Source organism: Sorangium sp. So ce296, assembly GCF_051529605.1.
Taxonomy (GTDB): domain Bacteria; phylum Myxococcota_A; class Polyangia; order Polyangiales; family Polyangiaceae; genus Sorangium; species Sorangium cellulosum_D.
Genome location: NZ_CP150325.1, coordinates 12,891,518 through 12,910,520, shown reverse-complemented (window position 1 = coordinate 12,910,520; position 19,003 = coordinate 12,891,518). Strand labels below are relative to the sequence as shown.

At 72.1% G+C, this 19,003-nt stretch carries 17 protein-coding genes; 4 read left to right on the top strand and 13 right to left on the bottom strand.

Annotated features, from left to right (window positions below):
• Positions 1-86 precede the first annotated feature (86 nt).
• Positions 87-1,022: a hypothetical protein gene (locus WME98_RS47600; RefSeq protein WP_437339508.1), complete on the top strand. Its 936-nt coding sequence runs from the start codon at positions 87-89 to the stop codon at positions 1,020-1,022.
• A gap of 255 nt (positions 1,023-1,277) precedes the next feature.
• On the top strand, positions 1,278-2,978 hold the full coding sequence (locus WME98_RS47595; RefSeq protein WP_437948199.1) for a sigma 54-interacting transcriptional regulator: 1,701 nt from the start codon (positions 1,278-1,280) through the stop codon (positions 2,976-2,978).
• A 27-nt stretch (positions 2,979-3,005) separates the two neighbouring features.
• Here WME98_RS47595 and WME98_RS47590 read toward each other — a convergent pair whose 3' ends face one another.
• Both WME98_RS47590 and WME98_RS47585 read right to left on the bottom strand, forming a co-directional pair.
• Positions 3,006-4,520 (bottom strand): phytoene desaturase family protein, encoded by a 1,515-nt coding sequence (locus WME98_RS47590; protein WP_437948198.1) that lies wholly within the window; start codon positions 4,518-4,520, stop codon positions 3,006-3,008.
• A 16-nt stretch (positions 4,521-4,536) separates the two neighbouring features.
• The gene (locus tag WME98_RS47585; RefSeq protein ID WP_437948197.1) at positions 4,537-5,433 is read right to left on the bottom strand and encodes an isoaspartyl peptidase/L-asparaginase; all 897 of its coding nucleotides are present in this window, start codon (positions 5,431-5,433) and stop codon (positions 4,537-4,539) included.
• Between the two features lie 272 nt (positions 5,434-5,705).
• Here WME98_RS47585 and proS point away from each other — a divergent pair, with 272 nt between their 5' ends.
• Entirely contained in the window at positions 5,706-7,262 is a 1,557-nt protein-coding gene (proS, locus tag WME98_RS47580; protein ID WP_437948196.1) for a proline--tRNA ligase, read from the top strand.
• 97 nt (positions 7,263-7,359) lie between these two features.
• Here the strand turns inward: proS and WME98_RS47575 are convergent, their stop codons facing one another.
• The 10 genes from WME98_RS47575 to WME98_RS47530 form a co-directional block, all read right to left on the bottom strand.
• Positions 7,360-8,394, bottom strand: a complete 1,035-nt coding sequence (locus tag WME98_RS47575; RefSeq protein ID WP_437948195.1) for a hypothetical protein — start codon at positions 8,392-8,394, stop codon at positions 7,360-7,362.
• Positions 8,391-10,067, bottom strand: a complete 1,677-nt coding sequence (locus WME98_RS47570; RefSeq protein WP_437948194.1) for a serine/threonine protein kinase — start codon at positions 10,065-10,067, stop codon at positions 8,391-8,393. Before WME98_RS47570 ends, WME98_RS47575 begins: the two co-directional genes overlap by 4 nt.
• Before the next feature lie 141 nt (positions 10,068-10,208).
• Positions 10,209-10,871, bottom strand: a complete 663-nt coding sequence (locus WME98_RS47565; RefSeq protein WP_437948193.1) for a hypothetical protein — start codon at positions 10,869-10,871, stop codon at positions 10,209-10,211.
• 79 nt (positions 10,872-10,950) lie between these two features.
• Positions 10,951-11,877, bottom strand: a complete 927-nt coding sequence (locus WME98_RS47560; protein ID WP_061623735.1) for a PfkB family carbohydrate kinase — start codon at positions 11,875-11,877, stop codon at positions 10,951-10,953.
• A 148-nt stretch (positions 11,878-12,025) separates the two neighbouring features.
• Positions 12,026-12,913: an S-methyl-5'-thioadenosine phosphorylase gene (gene mtnP / locus WME98_RS47555; RefSeq protein WP_061623736.1), complete on the bottom strand. Its 888-nt coding sequence runs from the start codon at positions 12,911-12,913 to the stop codon at positions 12,026-12,028.
• Positions 12,910-13,548: a guanylate kinase gene (gmk, locus tag WME98_RS47550; RefSeq protein ID WP_020736457.1), complete on the bottom strand. Its 639-nt coding sequence runs from the start codon at positions 13,546-13,548 to the stop codon at positions 12,910-12,912. Before gmk ends, mtnP begins: the two co-directional genes overlap by 4 nt.
• A gap of 9 nt (positions 13,549-13,557) precedes the next feature.
• Entirely contained in the window at positions 13,558-14,427 is an 870-nt protein-coding gene (locus WME98_RS47545; RefSeq protein ID WP_236644790.1) for a YicC/YloC family endoribonuclease, read from the bottom strand.
• A gap of 26 nt (positions 14,428-14,453) precedes the next feature.
• Positions 14,454-15,500: an SDR family oxidoreductase gene (locus tag WME98_RS47540; protein WP_437948192.1), complete on the bottom strand. Its 1,047-nt coding sequence runs from the start codon at positions 15,498-15,500 to the stop codon at positions 14,454-14,456.
• Positions 15,501-15,523: 23 nt separating this feature from the next.
• Entirely contained in the window at positions 15,524-15,841 is a 318-nt protein-coding gene (locus tag WME98_RS47535; protein ID WP_044988583.1) for a hypothetical protein, read from the bottom strand.
• Positions 15,842-16,039: 198 nt separating this feature from the next.
• Positions 16,040-16,495, bottom strand: a complete 456-nt coding sequence (locus WME98_RS47530) for a DUF507 family protein (RefSeq protein ID WP_437948191.1) — start codon at positions 16,493-16,495, stop codon at positions 16,040-16,042.
• Positions 16,496-16,785: 290 nt separating this feature from the next.
• Here WME98_RS47530 and WME98_RS47525 point away from each other — a divergent pair, with 290 nt between their 5' ends.
• Positions 16,786-17,526 carry a Crp/Fnr family transcriptional regulator gene (locus WME98_RS47525; protein WP_236644713.1) on the top strand — a complete coding sequence of 247 codons (741 nt, stop codon included), beginning with the start codon at positions 16,786-16,788 and terminating at the stop codon, positions 17,524-17,526.
• Between the two features lie 375 nt (positions 17,527-17,901).
• Here the strand turns inward: WME98_RS47525 and WME98_RS47520 are convergent, their stop codons facing one another.
• Complete coding sequence (locus WME98_RS47520) at positions 17,902-18,993, bottom strand: TIGR04552 family protein (protein ID WP_020736451.1); 1,092 nt, start codon at positions 18,991-18,993, stop codon at positions 17,902-17,904.
• Positions 18,994-19,003: the final 10 nt, after the last annotated feature.

Here is a 19,003-nt window from a genome sequence, read left to right as displayed (position 1 = left end):
TCCCACCTACGTCAGCAGGGATAGATACCGTCGAGAACGGCCGGTCGATCGCGCCGCTGAGGCCGCTACGGCTGTGCATCGTGGACATGAACAATGGCCACGTGAATCAGGCGATGCGCTGCCTGCGCGGGCTCACCGCAGCCTTCTTCGAACGTGTCCAGAAGCACAATCCGGGCGTATCTTGCGAGGTCGTCGAGGTGTCCCCCCGGGACACCAACGCACCGATCCCCGCGGACTGTGATCTGTACCTCTCGTCGGGCGGCCCCGGCTCTCCGTTCGACGGCGAGGGCGAGCCGTGGACGGTCGACTACGCGCGCCTCCTCGACGGCGTGGTCGAGTCGGCGATCCAGGGGGGCGCGGACCGGCGGGCGCTCTTCGCGATCTGCTACTCGTTCGAGCTCGTCGTCCACCATTACCGGCTGGCCGATGTGGTCCCGCGCGCCGACCGCAAGTTCGGCGTCATGCCCATCTACACGACCCCGGTCGGCCAGCAGCACCCGCTGCTGTCTCCGTTCGGCGACCGCCTCTTCGCCTTCGAGCACCGCAACTGGGAGGCGGTGAACCTCGACGAGCGCCGCCTCGGCGGCCTCGGGGGCCAGCTCCTCGCCCGCGAGAGCCGCGACGGCATCTCCAAGGGCCGGGCGATCCTCGGGCTGCAGGTCGCGCCGGGGGTCGAGGCGGTCCAGTTCCATCCGGAGGCGGATCGCGCCGGCGTCATGAGCTGGCTCGCGCGGCCCGAGCAGGCGGCCGCCTTCAAGGCGACCTACGGCGAGGTCACCTACCACGCGATGCTGCGCACCCTGGACGATCCGAGGCGGCTCGCGCGCACCTACGCGCTCGTGATTCCAGGTTGGCTCGGCCGCTGCTTCAACGAGATCGCCGGCCCCCGCGGTTACGCGGAGCTCCCGCCGATCGAGGACGCCCCGTGCCCGCGCTTCGCCGCCCACTGCCGCGCCGAGGATCCGCCCACGCCCTCCGCGCGCACGCCCATCCCCGGCGAGCAGGTCGCGCGCGGCGCCTGAGCCGCGCGCGGCGCGGTACCTGATCCGCGCGTGCTCCGAGGGGCCGCGCCGTCGAGGGACCCGCGGGGAGCTGCTCGGGGAGCGGCGCGGGGAACTGCGCGGGGAACGGCAACCAGCGCCGACGATCGGCTGCTCGCGCCTTGCGCGCCGGCCTACCTGCGGCTTATGGTCATGGGATAAAGGATGATCGCGAGCAGGGCTCGCGGGCCAGCATCCGGCGCCGGGGGTTGCTCTGGCACCCATGAGAGAGAACGCATGAATCACTCGCGTCCGGCCGCTCCGAGGAGTCTACCGTCGCCGGACGTCCGCGAGCCGGGCGCGTCCGAGGAGGGGTACCGCGGCGACGCGTCGCCGGTCGAGGCCTCGGCCGTCCAGCCCTCGACGCCGGCCGAAGACCCCGACGCGCAGGAGGCTCAGCTCGATTCGCAGCTGGGCGTGACGGATCCGATCGCCATGTCGCAGGTCCGTGACGCGTTGAACCAGCTGAGCCGCGAGCGCGGGACGCAGCCGCACGTGCTGCTCATCATCTATCACCGGCACGGCGCCGAGACGGTGCGGCTGAACGAGGGGGTCGGGGTCGTCGTGGGCCGCGATCCGAGCGCGGACGTCGCGATCCCCGAGCGCAGCCTGTCGCGGCGCCACGCGCGCTTCACGTTCCAGCGCGGCGACGTGCTCATCGAGGACCTCGGCTCGACGAACGGCACCTTCCTGAGCGGCCATCGCGTGGAGCAGGGCATCCTGAAGCCCGGCGACGAGGTGGTGCTCGGGGAGATCACGGCCTCGCTGCGCGTCATCGCGAGCGCGGAGCTGCCGGTGCTCCACCTCGACGCGCTGGACGCGCGCCGCGCCGCCCTGGACCCGCGGCGCCTGCCGAGCGCCGACAACCTGATGGGCGGGCCGACGCCCGTGGGCGGCGTGCGCGCGGTCAGCGACGAGGGGCTCGTGATGCGCAGCCCCGCGATGCGGCCGGTGCTCGAGACCGCCATGCGCCTCGCGCGCTCGTCGGCGCCCGTGCTGCTCCAGGGCGAGACGGGGACCGGCAAGGACGTGCTCGCGCGGCTCATCCACGAGGCCGGCCCGCGCCACAAGAAGCAGCTGGTCCACGTCGGGTGCAGCGGCGTCCCCGCGCAGCTCCTGGAGAGCACGCTCTTCGGCCACGAGGCCGACGCGCTCCCGGGCGCCGCAGAGGCGCAGGAGGGCGTCTTCGAGGCGTGCGCGGGCGGCACCGTGGTGCTCGACGAGGTGGGCGATCTCCCGCCTTCCTCCCAGGCCGCGCTGCTGCGCCTCCTCGACACCGGCCGCATCGCCCGGATCGGGTCGACCCGGGAGATCGAGGTCGACGTGCGGATCGTCGCGACCACGTACCGCGATCTCGAGGCGATGTGCGAGGCGGGCGCGTTCCGCTCGGACCTGCTCTACCGGCTCAACGCGGTGCCGCTGCGCATCCCGCCGCTCTGCGAGCGGCGCGAGGACATCGGGCCGCTGGCCCAGCGCTTCCTCCGGCAGGCGAACGAGGCGCATCGCCGCAACGTGCGCTCGATCGATCCCGAGACGCTCGCGCTCCTGGAGCAATACCCCTGGCCCGGCAACGTGCGCGAGCTGCGCAGCGCCATCGAGCGGGCCGTCGTCATCGCGCGGGGCAGCGTCATCACCCCGCTCGACCTGCCGGAGAGCATCAACGCCCTCGCGGCGCGCCGGCGCTCCACGCCGCCGCCGCCGGACCGGCCGCTCGTGGAGATCGCGCCGACCAGCACGGGGCCGATGATCGGGCTCAAGGCGCAGATGGACCGCCTGGAGACCGAGATCATCCTCGAGGCCCTCCGCGCGACGAACGGCAACCTGGCGATGGCGGCGCGGCGGCTCAGGATGCCGCTGCGCACGCTCCAGGAGAAGATCACCAGCCACGGGCTGAAGCGCTCCGATTACCGGGACGGCCCGCCGTCGCGATCGAAGTAGCGCGCGGGCGCGCGGGGCCCCGGCGGCTCAGCCTTCGTCCTCCAGCACCGCCAGCGCCGCGTTGTGCCCGCACGCGCCGTGGACCCCGGCGCCGGGGTGCGCGTACGACGAGCCCAGATAGAGGCCGCGGACCGGCGTCCGGTAGCGGAAGTAGGGGAACACCGGCCGGAAGATGAGCTGGTTCCGGATGTCGGCCGAGCCTCCGCCGAGATCGCCGCCGATGAGGTTCGCGTCCATCGCCTCGAGGTCGTCGGGCGCCCAGATCTTCCGCGCGAGGATCCGCTGCCGGAAGCCGGGGGCGAGCTCCTCGATCCGCGCCTCGACGCGGTCGGCGAAGCGCTCGCGCGAGGCCGCCCAGCCCCCGCCGATGGAGGAGGGGACGCGCGAGTAGGCATACAGGGTGTGGCGCCCGGCCGGCGCGCGGGTCGGATCGACCAGCGATTGCTGCCCGATGACGAGGTAGGGGTGCTCGGGGAGCGCGCCGGCGCGCACCTGGCGCGTGAACTCGGCGAGATCCTCGAGGCTGTCGCCCGCGTGCACGACCGCGGCGCGCGCGGCGTCCTCGTGGGACCACGGCGCCGGGCCGTCGAGCGCCCAGTCCATCTTGAAGGTGCCGAACCCCTGGCGGAACCGGCGCATGGCGCGCTGGATCCGGCCGGGGACGAGCTCGGGCGCGAGCAGGCGGAGGTAGAGCGTCGGCGCCGCGACGTCGGCGACGATGGCGCGGCGGGCGCTGATCTCCTCGCCGTCCGCGAGCCGGACCGCGGCCGCCCGGCCCTGCCTGGCGATGATCTGCTCGACCCGCGCGCCGCAGCGGAGGCTGCCGCCGCGCTCCTCGATGCGCCGGAGCAAGGCGCGCGTGACCGAGCCGGCGCCGCCCTCGGGCACCGCGAAGCCGCCGCTCGAGGCGAGCAGGGTGAGCATGAAGCCGACGATGGCGCCGCAGGGGTCCTCGGGGCCCACGTCGGTGTGGAGGGCGAGGCCGGGGACGACGCGCCGGGCCGCCTCGGTCCGGAAGGTGCGCGTCGAGAAGCCGCGGCCGCTCGAGAGGGCCACCTGCGCGAGGCGGAGCAGGTTGAGGGGCCCGAAGCGGAGCAGCGCCCCGAGGGCGGGCGGCGTGGACAGGAGCGCCTTGAGCAGCCGCTCGACCGTGGCGGCGTGCCAGCCCGCGATCCGGCGCCACGTGGGGCCGTCCTCGCCGAGCGACCTCGCCGTCGCCTCGACGTCCCGCGCGATCGCGGCGCAGGTCCCGTCGGGCGCCGGGTGGGCGCTGTCGACCGGCGCGTGCCGCCAGACGAGGCCGGCCCCCGGCAGGTCGAGCGGCAGCAGCGCGGGGCTCGTCTGCCCGAAGGGGAAGAACGCCGCGCCGAGGTCGTGGCGGAACCCCGGGAGCGTCACCTCGCGCGTGCGCACGGCGCCGCCCGGCTCCTGCTCGGCCTCGAGCACGAGCACCGACAGGCCCGCGCGGGCGAGGTACGCCGCCGCGGTGAGGCCGTTCGGTCCCGAGCCCACCACGATCACATCAGGGTCTCCGCTCTGCATCGTCGTCTGCGGCTCCTCAGCCCACGAGCTGCGCGCTCGGCATGGTGCGGTTCGAGGCGATCGCCTGGCCGCTCCGCCCCACCACGAGCAGGCCGACGGCGATCACGTCCGGGAACATCGCGACGCCGCGCTGCGCGGCGCGGGCGGGCGCGACGCCGTCGGCGAGCCAGTCGTAGACCGTCCGCGCGAGGAGGCGGCGCGCGATCTCCTCGCCGACCCCGGTCGCCGCCACCGCCCCGTGCGGGCCGGCGTAGATCCCCGCGCCCATCAGCGGCACGTCCCCGACGCGGCCGCGGAGCGAGAAGGTCGACCCGCCCGTCGACGCCGCGGCGGCGAAGCGGCCGTGCGCGTCGCGGACGACGGCCCCGACCGTGTCGCACTCGATCGGCTCGGCGTCGAAGTTCCAGAACCGCTTCGCCGTGAGCGCGTGGAACCGCGCCGCGTCGTTCGTGGAGTCGCCGTCGCCCCCCTCGCCGCGCAGCGCCGCGAGGGCGCGGCCGTGCCGCTCGCGCGCCGCCTCGGTGGCCGGATCGTGGTCGGCGAACCCGAGCCGGCGCGCGAACGCGGTGGCGCCCGCGCCGGCGAAGATCAGGTGGGGCGTCTCCATCACCTTCGCCGCGACGAGGACGGGGTTCTTCACCCGCTCGACGCACGCGACGGCGCCGAACCGCCCGTCGCTGGCCATCGCGGCCGCGTCCATCTCGATCGTGCGCCCGTCGAGGCGGAGGTTTGAGCCCGTCCCGGCGTTGAAGCGCGGGTCGTCCTCCAGGCGCGCGGTCGCCGCGATGGCCGCCGCGAGCGCCTCTCCGCCCGCGTCGAGCGCGCCGAGCGCCTCGTCGGCGGCCCTGGCGCAGCTGTCCGCGCCGTCTTGCGGCGCGGACACCCCGCCGTGCGTGAGGATGGCGTATCTCACGTCGTCCTCCCGCGCGTACCACGGCAGCGCGCCGCCGCGAAGCCGGCCGGGCCCGCGGCCGCCGGGGGGGCGGGCGCGGGGCCGCCGACCGGGGAGGCCGCTCGGCTCCGGGGCAGGACCGCTGCGCTCGACACCCTGCCGCGCTCCTGATACGTCGCGCGCTCAGCCCGGAGCGCGGCAGGCGCCAGCCGACCGCCAGCTGCGGGACGAGCGCGGCCAGGTCCAAGGCCGCCGCGAAGCCGCCCATCGAGGAATCGAGGAGAGCAGAGACCGTGGCCAAGAACGAAGCGCCGAAGACCGCCATCACGCCCACGCGCAACGAGGACTACCCCGAGTGGTACCAGCAGGTCGTGCGCGCGGCCGACCTCGCGGAGAGCTCGCCGGTCCGCGGCTGCATGGTCATCAAGCCGTGGGGCTACGCGATCTGGGAGAACATCCAGCGCGAGCTCGACAGCATGATCAAGGCGACCGGGCACAAGAACGCCTACTTCCCGCTGTTCATCCCGAAGTCGTTCCTCGAGAAGGAGGCGGAGCACGTCGAGGGGTTCGCGAAGGAGTGCGCGGTGGTCACCCACCACCGGCTCGTGGCCGGCCCAGGCGGCGGGCTCATCCCCGACCCCCAGGCCCGGCTGGAGGAGCCGCTCATCGTGCGCCCCACGTCCGAGACGATCATCGGCGCGGCGTTCGCGAGCTGGGTCCAGAGCTACCGGGATCTGCCGCTGCTGATCAACCAATGGGCGAACGTCGTGCGCTGGGAGCTGCGGACGCGCCTGTTCCTGCGGACCGCGGAGTTCCTGTGGCAGGAGGGGCACACCGCGCACGCGACCGAGGCTGAGGCGCGCGAGGAGACGCTGCGCATGCTCGGCGTCTACGCGACGTTCGCGCGCGATTTCATCGGGATGCCCGTCCTCGAGGGGCCGAAGACGGCGAGCGAGCGCTTCCCCGGCGCGGTCGACACCTACGCCATCGAGGCGATGATGCAGGATCGCAAGGCCCTGCAGGCCGGGACGAGCCACTTCCTGGGGCAGAACTTCGCGAGGGCCAGCGGCATCAAGTTCCAGACGAAGCAGGAGACCGAAGAGTACGCGTGGACGACCTCGTGGGGCGTGACGACGCGGCTCGTCGGCGCGCTGATCATGACCCACAGCGACGACGACGGCTTGGTGCTCCCGCCGCGGCTCGCGCCGGCCCACGTCGTGATCCTGCCGGTGTACCGGGGCGACGACACGCGCGCCAAGATCGACGAGTACATCGACGGGCTCGCGAACGAGCTCAGGGCGCAGCGCTTCGGCGAGCGGCGCGTCGAGGTCGAGATCGACCGGCGCGACATCCGCGGCGGCGAGAAGCAGTGGGAGTGGGTGAAGAAGGGCGTCCCGCTGCGGATCGAGATCGGGCCGCGCGACGTCGACGGCGGCGTGGCCATGGTCATGCGCAGGGACCGCTCGCCGAAGGACAAGGCGAGCATGGCGCGCGCGGAGCTCACGGGGCGCATCACGGAGATCCTCGCCGACATCCAGGCGACGCTCTACGCGCGCGCGCTCGCGATGCGCGACGCGAACACGCACGTGATCGACAGCCGCGCCGATTTCGACGCGTTCTTCGGGTCGAAGGGGGGCAAGGAGGCGCCGGGCGGCTTCGCGCTGGCGCACTGGTCCGGCGATCCGGAGGTCGAGGCGGCGGTGAAGGACGCGCACAAGGTGACCATCCGCTGCATCCCGACCGGCGGGTTCGAAGGGGCGCCGTGGGCCGACGCGGTGACCGGCGAGGGGACGTGCATCTTCACGGGCAAGCCCAGCCCGCGGCGCGTGGTGTTCGCGAGGTCGTACTGAGCGGCGGCAGCCGCCGGCTCACCGGGCGCGCGCGGCGTCGCCGGCGCGCCCGCCGCTGCGGGCTGGACGCCGCGCGCATCGCCGGAGCCGCGGCGCCTCAACGGCCGAGCGCGGGCAGCACGTGCTCCGCCAGGATCGCGGGGAGCAGCCGCAGCTGCGCGCAGTGTTCGCCGGGGCCCGAGCCGGTGTAGCCGCGCACGTAGAGGCTGCCCCCGTCGTACATCCGGGTGAGCCGCAGCGCCTCTCCCGCGCCCTCGGCGCCGAGGCCGGGCGCTCCAGGCGGCGCGCCGTCGCCGGTGGACGTCACCGCGATCGGGCTCGCGCCGAGCTCGCTCAGCAGGAAGGTGGCCACCTCTTTCGTCGACGCGTAGCCGCTCGTCGGGATGTCGGTGTGCGTCAGGTAGAAGACCGGCGCGCCGCGCGCGGCGGCGTTCGCGAGGGCGACGTACGGCGCGAGCTGACCCTGCACGAGCGACGTCTGGCCCGGCATGTAAGAGGCATAGAGCGAGTCGAGCAGGATCAAGGCGTCCACGTGGCTGCTCCCGCGCTCGACGATCCTCCCGATCGCGCCCGATCCGGCGCTCCAGGACGACAGCATGAGGCGGCGCGCGCGCGCGCCCGCGATCCCGGTCGCGGCGCCGACCTCGCGGTCGATCGCCTGGAGCAGCGCGTCCCAGCCGCCGACCTCGAGGGCGCGCGCGTAGTCGCTGGAGCGGGTCCCCAGGTCGATCCCGGCGATGACCAGCTCCATGTCCCTGGGAGCCAGCACCTTTCGGATGGCCTCTGCGCCGTGGAAGTGGACGAGCAGATCGTAGCCGCCGTGCGCCGAGATCGCGCGCGCCGGCGGGACGAGGAGCCTGCCCAGCGGCAGGGGGCGCCAGCGCTCGTAGCCGCCGAAGCCGTGGTCGGCGAAGTCGCAGCCCGCCTGCGCTTCGCGCTCCTCGAGAGCGATCCGCTCGGGCTCGCCGCCCCTGGGCAGCGGCGACGGCGCTGCGGGCGCGCTCGCCGGCGCCGGGACCGGCGACGCGCTGGGCTCCCGGCTCCGGCGAAGCAGCAGCACGCCGCCCATGACGCCAAGGCTCGCCGCCAGGACGAGCGCGTCGCGGAGCTGACGCGTCCTTCGGCCGCTCAAAACCCGGGATCGGTGACGGTCGGCACCCACCGCGTCGAAGGAGGCTTGGTCGGGATGGCTTTGCGCGCGCTCGCGGCGCTCGATGCTGCGGCCGTCGCGCTCGGCGCCGGGGGGCCAGCGGCCGCCGCGCTCGGCGCCGCGGGGCTCGGCGCCGCGGCCCCCGGCGCGCCTTTGGCCGCCTGGCTCGGAGCACCGGTCCCGCGCTCCTCGGGACCGGCGGCGGCGATCGGGTCGCGGGCCGGCACGGCGCCGGTCTCGTTGCCGTCGGCCTGGATCGCGGCGGCGCTGGCCGACGCCGGGGCGGCTGCCGCCGCGGCGCCCGCGCTGCGGTCGACCTCCGCGGCCTGCTCGGGCGCGATCGGCTGCGGTGCGGACCGCTGCCGGAGCCACACCACGCCCGCGCCGAGCGCCGTGACGAGCGCGAGCGCCGCGGCTGCCGCGAGTGTTCCCGAGCGACTCCGCGCCGCGGGGACCTCGATCGGGCTGAGCGGCGTCTCCTGGCCTGGCGAGCTCTGCGGCAGCGCCTCGGGCAGCAGCGCCGGCTGCGAGAGCGAGGGAGCGCTCGCGCGGATCGTGGGGAGCTGTGCGTTCGGATGGCCAGGGGGGAGCTGCGTGAAGAAGAACTCGCTGATGCTGTCGCGAACGAGCATCACCTCGGGTGGGTGCGACGCGCGCTCGTCGAGCGTGCGGACCGTGTCGCGCAGCGCGGCGCGCCGGCGCTGGTTGCGCTCCCCGAGGAGCCCGCGCACGAACGCCCCGACGTCGTGGTCCGTCACCGTCGGCTCCTTCGCCAGCACGGCCTCGAGCGCGCCCTCCAGCTCGAGCATCGTCTGGTACCGCTTGTCCGGGTCCTTCTGGAGGCACGTCATCAGCACGTGCTCCAGGTCGGCGGGGAAATCCGGGTTCTTCAGGCGGGGCGACAGCGCTGGCCGCGAGGTGATGTGCTGCAGCGTGAGGAGATCGTTCTCCGCGGTGAACGGATGATCCCCGGTCGTGAGCTTGTAGAGCACGATGCCCATCGCGAAGATGTCGGTGCGCCGATCGATCCGCTCGCCCCGCGCCTGCTCCGGGGACATGTACGGGACCTTGCCCTTGATCTGGCCCGCGGTCGTGTCGTTGCCGGAGCGGTTGGTCGCCTTGGCGACGCCGAAGTCCACGAGCTTCACGTGGCCGTCGTACGTCACGAGGATGTTCTGGGGCGACACGTCGCGGTGCACGAGCCCGAGCAGCTGATCGTCGTTCTGCGGGTCGCGGAGCTCGTGCGCGGCGTGCAGGCCGAGGCAAGCGCGGCTCAGGACGCGGAGCGCGATGCGCAGCGGGATCGCCACCCCGCTCTTGTTGGCCGCCCGCGCGATGACCGACAGCGCCTCACCGTCGACCCATTCCATCACGATGTAGAGGACGTCGCCCTGCTCCCCGAGGTCGAGGATCTCGGCGACGTTCGGGTGGTGGATCCCCGAGGCGAGCCTCGCCTCCTCGAGGAACATCGACTCGAACTGGGCGTCCTCCGAGAGCGACGGCAGCATCGTCTTGATGGCGACCGTCTTCTGGAACCCGCGATGCCCCTTGCGGCGCGCGGCCCACACCGTGGCCATCCCCCCCTGCGCGATCGGCAGGAGGAGCTCGTAATGCCCGAGCTCCTTTCCCGGCAGCAGCTGGGGTTGGGGGATCATGACGTCGTGCGGCGCGCTCCGGACCGAAATGCAGGGAGCCCGGAAAGCTTGAGCAAGTCTAGCATCCGGGCCCGGCAGGCACGTTATGTGATGTTGGTCACAGAAACGCGGCCCGGAGGAGCGCTCCGCCGCGTCGGGAGATCACGCGCCGGGCGGGACCGCCTGTCCCCACAGCTGCTGGTAGATCTCGCTGAGCTTCTGGTGGGTCTCCTGCGAGAAGCCGTTGACCGCGTAGGGCCAGCGGAAGCCGTCTCCCATCGCCTGGTTGCACGAGAACGAGACGAGCAGGTCGACCGGCGTGGGGTTGTTCGGCCGGATGATGGAGATGCCCAGGCCCGGGTAGAAGCAGTTGCCGCGGTCCGCCGTGAAGCTGTCCTCGTCGCCGAAGACGTCGAGGATCTGATCCTTGAGCTCCTCGTCGGCGTCGCTGGTCGTGAGCTGGCGCTGCTGGAGGATGACGAAGTTCTTGAAGCGGGGCTGGGCCGGCAGCGCCGGCGCGGCCGCGGTCTGCCCCGGGATGAGGTTGGGCGGGATGAGGCCGGGGAGCGCCTGCTGCAGCCCCTGGAGAGCGGCCTGCCCCATCTGCTGGAGCTCGGGCGGGATCCCCGGGATGAGGGTGGGGGCCGTGGTCGCCGTCGGCGTCGGGGCCAGCTCCTGCCCCTGGAGGCGGAGCACGGTGATCTGCGCCTTGTCCATCTCGTCGAACGGCGCCGTGCGTGCCGCGCAGCCGGTGACAAGGGGTGCCAGCAAGGCGATGCCTGCGAGTGTACGGGTGGTGAGGTTCATGTTCACTTTGACGGTCATCTAGCACGGCTATGCGCCGGAAGGTGAACAGCGACCGCACACGGCAGGCCCTCGACCCCGGCCCGCCCCGGGGCGGGCTTCACATCGTGCTCGCGCCGAACTCGTAGAGCGCCCGGATCTCGGTGAGGCGCGCCGTGATGTCGGCGCGCGTGACCTTCGCGATCCGCTGCGTGCCCACCGCCTCGACGCAGAACGAGGCCGTCGCCGTCGCGTGGAGCATGCCGCGCCGGAGCGCGAGCGGCGTGACCTCCGGCTGGCCCGCGAGGTAACCGATGAGCCCGCCGGCGAACGCGTCGCCGGCGCCCGTCGGATCGACGACGTCCTCGAGCGGGAAGCCGGGCGCCGCGAACACGCCCTCCTCGTCGAAGAGCAGCGCGCCGTGCTCGCCGCGCTTGATGATCAGCCGGCGCGGCCCGCGGGACAGGATCTCCTTCGCGGCGCGGCGGATGTTGTACTTGCCCGAGAGCTGGCGCGCCTCCTCGTCGTTGACGACGAGCGTGTCGATGCGGCGCAGCATCGCCGCGACCGCCTTCGGCTCCCCCTCGATCCAGAAGTTCATCGTGTCCGCGAGGACGAAGCGCGGCGAGCGGACCTGCTCGAGCACGTCGAGCTGGAGCGCAGGGTGGATGTTGCCGAGCAGGAGGAAGGGCGTGTCGCGGTACGCCTCCGGCAGCTTCGGCGCGAACGACGCGAACACGTTGAGCTGCGTGTCGAGCGTCGTGCGGTGGATGAGATCGACGTCGTAGCGACCGGCCCAGCGGAACGTCTTGCCCGGCGCGCGCTCGATGCCCTCGACGGCGATGCCGCGGGCGCGCATCGCCGCGAGCGTCTCCTCGGGGAAGTCGTCGCCGACCACGGCCACCGTGCGCACCGGAGCGAAGCACGAGGCAGCGAACGCCGAGTACGTGGCCGAGCCACCCACGACGTTCTTGGCGCTGCCGGAGGGGAGCTCGAGGTCGTCGAAGGCCATCGAGCCGATGATGAGGATCGCGGAGGAGGTCGTCACAGAAGCCTCTTATTCGGGTTTGCGCGCAGCCGCTAGCCGCGCGTTTCGTTTCAGCGGCGCCGTCGCCGCGCCCGCGTGGCCGGGCGAGACGGCGCCCGCCCGCGGCTCGCGGCCGCAGCGCGGCGACAGCCCTCGCCGGGGGGCACGCTCAGCCCGCCTTCTGCCGGGGGCCGATGAGCCACTCGAGCCGCGCCTGCGCGTCGGGCGAGGTCGCGCTGGCCGAGGTCATGATGGAGCTCCGCAGCGCGTGGCGCGCCGGGCTCTGCGACACGTCCGGGAGGCCGTGGGCGAGGGCCTTCGCGACGTTCCGCGCGTGCACGATGTTGCGGTTCAGCACGGCGATGACCGCCTCGACGCTCACCGCCTCCTCGGTCACGTGCCAGCAGTCGAAGTCGGTCGTGAGCGCGAGCGTGGCGTAGGGTAGCTCCGCCTCGCGCGCGAGCTTGGCCTCGGGCAGGTTGGTCATCCCGATGACATCCGCGCCGAGGGACCGGAACATGTGGCTCTCGGCCCGCGTCGAGAACTGCGGGCCCTCGATGCAGACGTACGTGCCGCCGCGGTGGACGCGCGCGGCGGTGGCGCGCGCGGCCTCGTAGACGGCGCTCGCCATGAACGGGCACACCGGATCGGCGAACGGCACGTGGGCGACCACGCCGTCGTCGAAGAACGTGGAGATCCGGCGCTTCGTGAAATCGAGGAACTGGTCGACGACGACGAGGTCGCCGGGCTCGATCTGCTCGCGCAGGGAGCCCACGGCGCTCACGCTGAGCACGTGCGTCGCGCCGAGCATCTTCAGCGCGCAGATGTTCGCGCGGTAGTTGATCGCCGACGGGGAGAAGCGGTGCCCGCGGCCGTGGCGCGGCAGGAAGAGCACGGTCGCGTCGCCGCCCTTGACCTGTCCGCGGAGCACCACGTCGCTCGGCAGCCCGAAGGGCGTGGACACCGAGACCTCCTCGACGTCCTCCAGCCACCCCATCTCGTAGAGCCCGCTGCCGCCGATGATGGCGAGCACGTCGCGCGTCGCGCCTTCGCTCATCGCTCGAACCTCCGCTCGGAGAGCAGCCGCTCGCAGAGCGCCGCGCGCCGCTGCCGGCGGCACCGCTCGGCGAAGACGAGCGACCTCAGCTGCTCGTACGCGCGGTTGATCTCGTCGTTCACGATTACGTAATCGAAGAAGCCGTAGTGCTCGATCTCCCCCTTCGCGTTGCGGAGGCGCCGGAGCGTCGTCGGCTCGTCCTCGGTGCCGCGGCCGCGCAGGCGCCGCTCGAGCTCGGCGAGCGACGGGGGCAGGATGAACACGGCGACCGCCTCGGGCAGGCTCGCCTTGATCTGCCTCGCGCCCTGGTGATCGATGTCGAAGAGGACGCCGCGCGCCGTGGCCCGGGCGATCTCGATCTCCTTGAGGCTCGTGCCGTAGAGGTGATCGTGCACGCGGGCCCACTCGGCGAACGCGCCGATGCGGATCATCTGCTCGAACGTGCTCGGATCGACGAAGTGGTACTCGCGCCCGTCGACCTCGTTCGGGCGCGGGCGCCGCGTCGTGTGAGACACCGAGAAGCGCAGGTCGGGGAACTCGCTGCGCAGCCTCCCGCAGAGCGTCGTCTTCCCCGCGCCGGACGGGGACGACACGATGAGGAGGAGGAAGTCGTCACTGAGTGCTTCGGTCGACATGCTCTCCTGTCACTCGATGTTCTGGACCTGCTCCCGCAGGCGTTCGAGCTCCACCTTCATCGCCACGACGTGTTGGGAGATGGCGGCGTCCTGCGCCTTGGAGCCCAGCGTGTTCGCCTCGCGTACCATCTCCTGGAGCAGGAAGTCGAGCCTCCTTCCGCAGGGGTCGCCGCCCGGCGCCGCGAGCGCGCCGCCGAACTGGTCGAGGTGGCTCCGGAGGCGGGTGACCTCCTCGGTGATGTCGCTGCGCTCGGCCAGCAGCATCACCTCCGCCTCGATCCGCGCCGCCTCGAAGCCGCTCTCGATCCCCTGGAGCAGGCGCTCGACGCGCTCGCGCAGGCGGCGCCGGAGCGCCTCGCGCGCGTCGTCGGCGCGCGCCACCACCTCGGAGGCGAGCGCGCGGAGCGTCGCCACGCGGCCGCGCATGTCGCTGGCGAGCGCCTCGCCCTCGCGGTGGCACATCCCCTCCATCGCGTCGATCGCGCGCTCGATCGCGAGCTTGAGCGCGGCGCGGACGGCGGCGATCTCGTGGCCGCCCGCGGGGGCGAAGAGATCCGGCACCGCGCAGAGCAGCGAGAGCGGCACGTCGGCGCCCGGCGCGAGCTCGTCGCGGAGCTCGGCGAGCGCGCGGAACGCCGCGCGCGCCTTCGCCTTGTCGAGCGTGCTCGGGGCCAGCACCGCCCCCTCGGTGCGCACGATGATCTCGATGCGCCCCCGGCGCAGGCGCTCGCGCGCCACCTGCTCGGCGAACATCGTCAGATCGACGAGCTCGCGCGGGAGCCGCGCGCGCACGTCGAGGAAGCGCTGGTTCACCGAGCGGATCTCGGCGACGACGCGCCCTTCGGTGAGCGAAGCGTCACCGAGCCCGAAGCCGGTCATGCTCCGCACGAGCCGCTCCGCTCTACCTAGCTCGCCTGGTGCCCGGTGTCCGTGGCCGCCTGGGCCTTGGGCAGCGGAACCTTGCCACAGGTGACCGTGGCCGACGCGGCCGCGGGGCCCTTCTCGCGGAGCGTCCGCAGGTACGTGACCGTGGGGGCGATGCCGTCCTCCCAGCGCACGCGGGGCTCGTACCCGATGAGCTCGGCCGCGCGCGAGATGTCGGCGAGCGAGTGGCGGATGTCCCCCGCGCGGGGCGGGAGGTGCTCGATCGCGACGTCGCGCCCGAGGACCCGCGAGATCTCCCTGCAGAGCTCGTTCAGCCCGATCCTGCGGCCGCCGGCGATGTTGATGATCTCGCCCTTGAACTTCTTCGGCGACGTGGCGCCGAGCAGGTTCGCGAGGACGGTGTTCTCGATGAAGCAGAAGTCGCGCGTCTGCTCCCCGTCGCCGTAGATCGGGATCGGCCGGTTCTGCAGGGCGGCGTCGATGAACCGCGGGATCGCCGCGGCGTAGGCGCCGTCCGGCGTCTGGTTCGGCCCGAAGACGTTGAAGTAGCGCAGGCTCAGGGTCTCGATGCCGTAGATGCCCGCGAAGACCTTCATGTAATGCTCACAGGCGAGCTTCGTGACGGCGTAGGGCGAGAGCGGCATCGGCTCCATGGCCTCGTGCTTCGGGAGGACGGGCGTCTCGCCGTACGCGCTGGAGGACGCGGCGAAGATCACGCGGCGTACGCCCTGCCGGCGCGCCACGTCGAGCACCGTGACCGTGCCGCCGACGTTGACGGCGTTCGACTCGACCGGCGTCTCGACGCTGCGCGGGACCGAGCCGAGCGCGGCCTGGTGGAGGATGACCTCGACCCCCTTCGCCGCCGCCGCGACCGCCGCCGCGTCCCGGATGTCCCCGGTGATGCGCTCGATCAACGACTGGTGCGGGAGCCCGTCGAGGTTCTCCCACCGGCCCGTCGCGAGGTTATCGAGGACGCGGACCCGCTCCCCGGCCGCGGTCAGCGCCGCGACGAGGTTGCTTCCGATGAATCCGGCACCGCCGGTGACCAAGTAGCGAGGCGTGGACATGTGCGTGCTCCCCCAGCGGGCGCCTACTTCTTCTTGAAAAGGTTGTCGAGCTTGGAGCGCGAATCCGCGATGCGCTTCGAGTTATCTTCCGGTACGCCGTTCTTGAACGTGAAGAAAGTACAATAGTTCGCCCTTTCCCGGTCCGGGATGTACTCGGCAATGTGCTCTTTGCACTGATTGTGCGCGGCCGGGTCCCAGTTCTCGCAGTTCTTGCAGCAGTGGAGGTCGACACCGCAGTGGGGGCAGGTGTCCGCGCGCTGGAGCTTCACCTCGAAGATGAGCTCGTTCTTGCATTTATGACAGAAGTGCCGCTTCGCCTCGACCTTGGGAATCCAGCTCATGATGTCCTCCGGTACCACGACGGAGACCGCTCTGGCAGGCGGAACGTTCCACGAGGGGAATGGTCGTAGATAGTGTGCCATTCTCCCACATGGTACCCCCGTGCCGAGGCGCGGTGCGGTGTGAGGTCTCGCTGAACGGGCGGACGTCACGGGCGGCCCGCTCGCTTTGCGACGAGCTCGCCCGCATGGCTGCGCCGGCTACAGCAGGCCCTTGCGGCGCTGGATCTCGCCCATGACCCGCTGGTACTCGATCTCCCAGGTGCGGGAGCCTTCCTGGACGTGGCGGAGCTTGCCGCGGACCTCGTTCTCGAGGGCCTCGTCCATTTCCAGATATTTCCGGAGGATCGGCCTTACCCGGCGCCGCAGGTCGTGGTCCTCGACGAACACCTCCTCGACGTTGTTCGAGTGCATCAGCATCTCGAGCAGCTGGTCGAGGAGATAATCCATCGTTTCGTCGCCGATCTTGATCCCCTTCTGCTCCGCGGCCAGGCGCTTGACCCGGTTGAACTCGCCCTGGGGCAGCCCGCGAGCCTGGAGGATCTCTTTCGCCCGCTCGGTCGCTTCCCGGTCGGCTTGCAGGTAGCTCGTGAACACCGACTCGATGTCGAGCCCGACCTCCTTTTTCGACGTGCACTCGATATCGCGATTGTCCACGAGCGCGCGGACGATTTCTTCTGTGAGAGGAGTAATTTTGCCGCTAAAGAGGCGCATCCAACGTCCGTAGCTGGAGGAGCGGTCGAACTGGCTCCCCCGTGCAGGGGTTCATTCACGGGGCGTGCCCGGCTCAAACCGAAAGGTACGGGCCGCGTCTCCGAGATGTCAACGCAAGTGGGAGGTCCCGGCACAAGTCGGAGCCCCCCGGCCGGCGGGGCCCTCCCGGAAACAGCAGGACCGCGACACCGCAAACCGCAGGAGCAGCCGCGATGATGATGGGTAAGGATGCGATGGCACGGAGCGTCAGGGTTCAGCCTGGCGCGCTCGGGAACGACGGTGGACTCGACCTAGACTCGCGCAAACGACGGGTCGTCCGGCGCGGGGCGATCGGCAATGCGGCATCCCCGGCCACGCAGGCGGCGCTGGCCGACGGGGGCACGATCCAACGCGTCGCGAAAGGGCGTCACCTCGTGACGCAGGGCGACGCGGCGACCGCCCTCGCGATGCTCAGCCTCGGCCGGGTCCGCCTGGTGCGGGGGATGAGCGACGGGCGCAGCCTGTCGCTCGGTTACAGGGGGGCCGGCGACGTGCTCGGCGAGGCCGCGCTCGGCGGCGTCACGGCCCACCGGGAGAGCGCGATCGCCACCGAGGACGTCGAGGCGCTCATCGTCCCGCTGGCGACGGTGCGCAACCTGATGGCGAGCGACGCCAACTTCGCCGCCGCGATCGTGACCACGCTGGTCGAGCGCCACACGGACACCGAGGAGCGCCTGGCCTCGATGCTCTTCCGCAACGTGGAGGCCCGCCTCTGTGAGTTCCTGCTCAAGGCCGCGACGCGCTGGGGCATCCCCGATCCGCGCGGGGTGCTCATCTCCGCGCCGTTCACCCATCAGGAGATGGCGAGCATGATCGGCTCCACGCGCGAGACCGTCACGCTCACGCTCGGCGATCTCCGCCGCAAGGGGGTGATCGAGATCGATCGCCGCCGGATCGTGGTGCTCGATCGCGACGCGCTGAAGAGCCGCATCTGAGCTCGCTCGTCCGGCGGCGTCGCTGAGGAGACCGCGGTCTCCTCCGAGCGCCGCCCGTCGCCGCCCAGGCTGCTCGCTCGGCGGCCTCCGCTCCGACAGCCCGACTGCTCCCGGCCTCGCAGCGGCGTCCGCCTCCCTGCTCCAAGCGCTGCTTCCTCCAAGCGACCCCGGGTCCAGAGATCCTGCGGACCTCTCTGCCTGCTCCCCGCTGGGCAGCTCCATCCCACGCCGCGTACCACGGCCACGCACGCGTGGAGGGGCCGCGCGCTCGGCGCCTCGCGCGAACGGCGCGCCGCCGCGCACAGCTCACCGCGCACAGCGCGGCGATGACCCGATCGCTCCGGAGCGCGATCCACGCTGCGGCGCGCGCCGCGCCTAGCGATCGCGCTTGGGGCCGCCGCTCACCGGGTCGCGGGTGGAGCGAACGCCGAGCTTGAGCCTGCGCATGACCGCCTGCTTCTGCCGCTCCTTGTACCTGGCGTGGCTCGCCTCGCCGACCTCGTTCGCCGCCTCGGTCTCGCGGTCGATCAGCTGGAACTCGCAGAGGACGAAGATGATCGGCCCGAGCGCCCACGCCGCGGGCGGCGCCATGTCGAGGATCTCCGCGGGGAGGCGCACCGGCAGATCGACGACGAAGTGGATCACGCGGTAGCTTCGATCGCTGAAGCTGTTGTCGCCCGCCGTCAGGCCGTCGTCGACGTCCGTCTGCAGCGCCTCGAGCATCGGCTGGAGGAACGGCCGCGTCTCGCAGTAGCTCCGGAACCGCAGGATCGTGTTCGTGCTCTCGCCGGGCACGACGTAGTTGAACGGGAACAGGCGCTCCGAGAGGTAGAGGAGGACGGGCAGCAGATCGTCCACCGTGCGGCAGACGATGCGGAAGCGGAGCTTGTCGTAGATGGCCGCCGCGGTCGTGTCCGTCTTCGACAGGAGCTTCGTGTAGAGCGAGTCCTTGTTCTTCCGCCCGCCGATGAACTCGGTGATGGGGAAGCCCGCCGCGAGCATGCCGCCGATCACCCGGTACACCTTCTCCTCGACGAGGTGGAAGACGTCCTGGTCCGACATCGGGATCGAGAAGAGCAGCTCGCGCCCGGCCAGGTGATGGATGATGTGCATCGCCTTGAGGATCGTGCAGGCGCAGAGCTGGCGATGGCCCTTGCCGGAGGCGAGCATCAGGATCTCCTCGACCGACGCGCGCGCGACCGGGCTCGGGATCGGGAACTCGAAGTGGCGACGCAGGTACGCGATCGCCTCGTTCTTGACGCTCTCGAGGTGGGCGCGATCCCCAGGCTCGTCGGGGCGGAACTCCTGCGCGAGCAGGAGATCGCGCGCGTCCTGCTCGCTCTGGAGGTTGAGCCGTCGCCAGTCGATGACCGATTCGCCGCGCAGGATGAGGTGCACGGACTCCAGGTCCATGAGCGAGAACTCTTCGAGCCGCTTGAGCCGGCCGACGGAGGCGTCGTGCGTCATGACCTCACGC

Bases quoted from the DNA above. Each gene is read 5' to 3' on its own strand.
- WME98_RS47600 (WP_437339508.1), top strand. From the start codon at position 87: ATGAACAATGGCCACGTGAATCAGGCGATGCGCTGCCTGCGCGGGCTC.
- WME98_RS47595 (WP_437948199.1), top strand. From the start codon at position 1,278: ATGAATCACTCGCGTCCGGCCGCTCCGAGGAGTCTACCGTCGCCGGAC.
- WME98_RS47590 (WP_437948198.1), bottom strand. From the start codon at position 4,520: ATGCAGAGCGGAGACCCTGATGTGATCGTGGTGGGCTCGGGACCGAAC.
- WME98_RS47570 (WP_437948194.1), bottom strand. From the start codon at position 10,067: ATGATCCCCCAACCCCAGCTGCTGCCGGGAAAGGAGCTCGGGCATTAC.
- WME98_RS47565 (WP_437948193.1), bottom strand. From the start codon at position 10,871: ATGACCGTCAAAGTGAACATGAACCTCACCACCCGTACACTCGCAGGC.
- mtnP (WP_061623736.1), bottom strand. From the start codon at position 12,913: ATGAGCGAAGGCGCGACGCGCGACGTGCTCGCCATCATCGGCGGCAGC.
- gmk (WP_020736457.1), bottom strand. From the start codon at position 13,548: ATGTCGACCGAAGCACTCAGTGACGACTTCCTCCTCCTCATCGTGTCG.
- WME98_RS47545 (WP_236644790.1), bottom strand. From the start codon at position 14,427: ATGACCGGCTTCGGGCTCGGTGACGCTTCGCTCACCGAAGGGCGCGTC.
- WME98_RS47540 (WP_437948192.1), bottom strand. From the start codon at position 15,500: ATGTCCACGCCTCGCTACTTGGTCACCGGCGGTGCCGGATTCATCGGA.
- WME98_RS47535 (WP_044988583.1), bottom strand. From the start codon at position 15,841: ATGAGCTGGATTCCCAAGGTCGAGGCGAAGCGGCACTTCTGTCATAAA.
- WME98_RS47525 (WP_236644713.1), top strand. From the start codon at position 16,786: ATGGCACGGAGCGTCAGGGTTCAGCCTGGCGCGCTCGGGAACGACGGT.
- WME98_RS47520 (WP_020736451.1), bottom strand. From the start codon at position 18,993: ATGACGCACGACGCCTCCGTCGGCCGGCTCAAGCGGCTCGAAGAGTTC.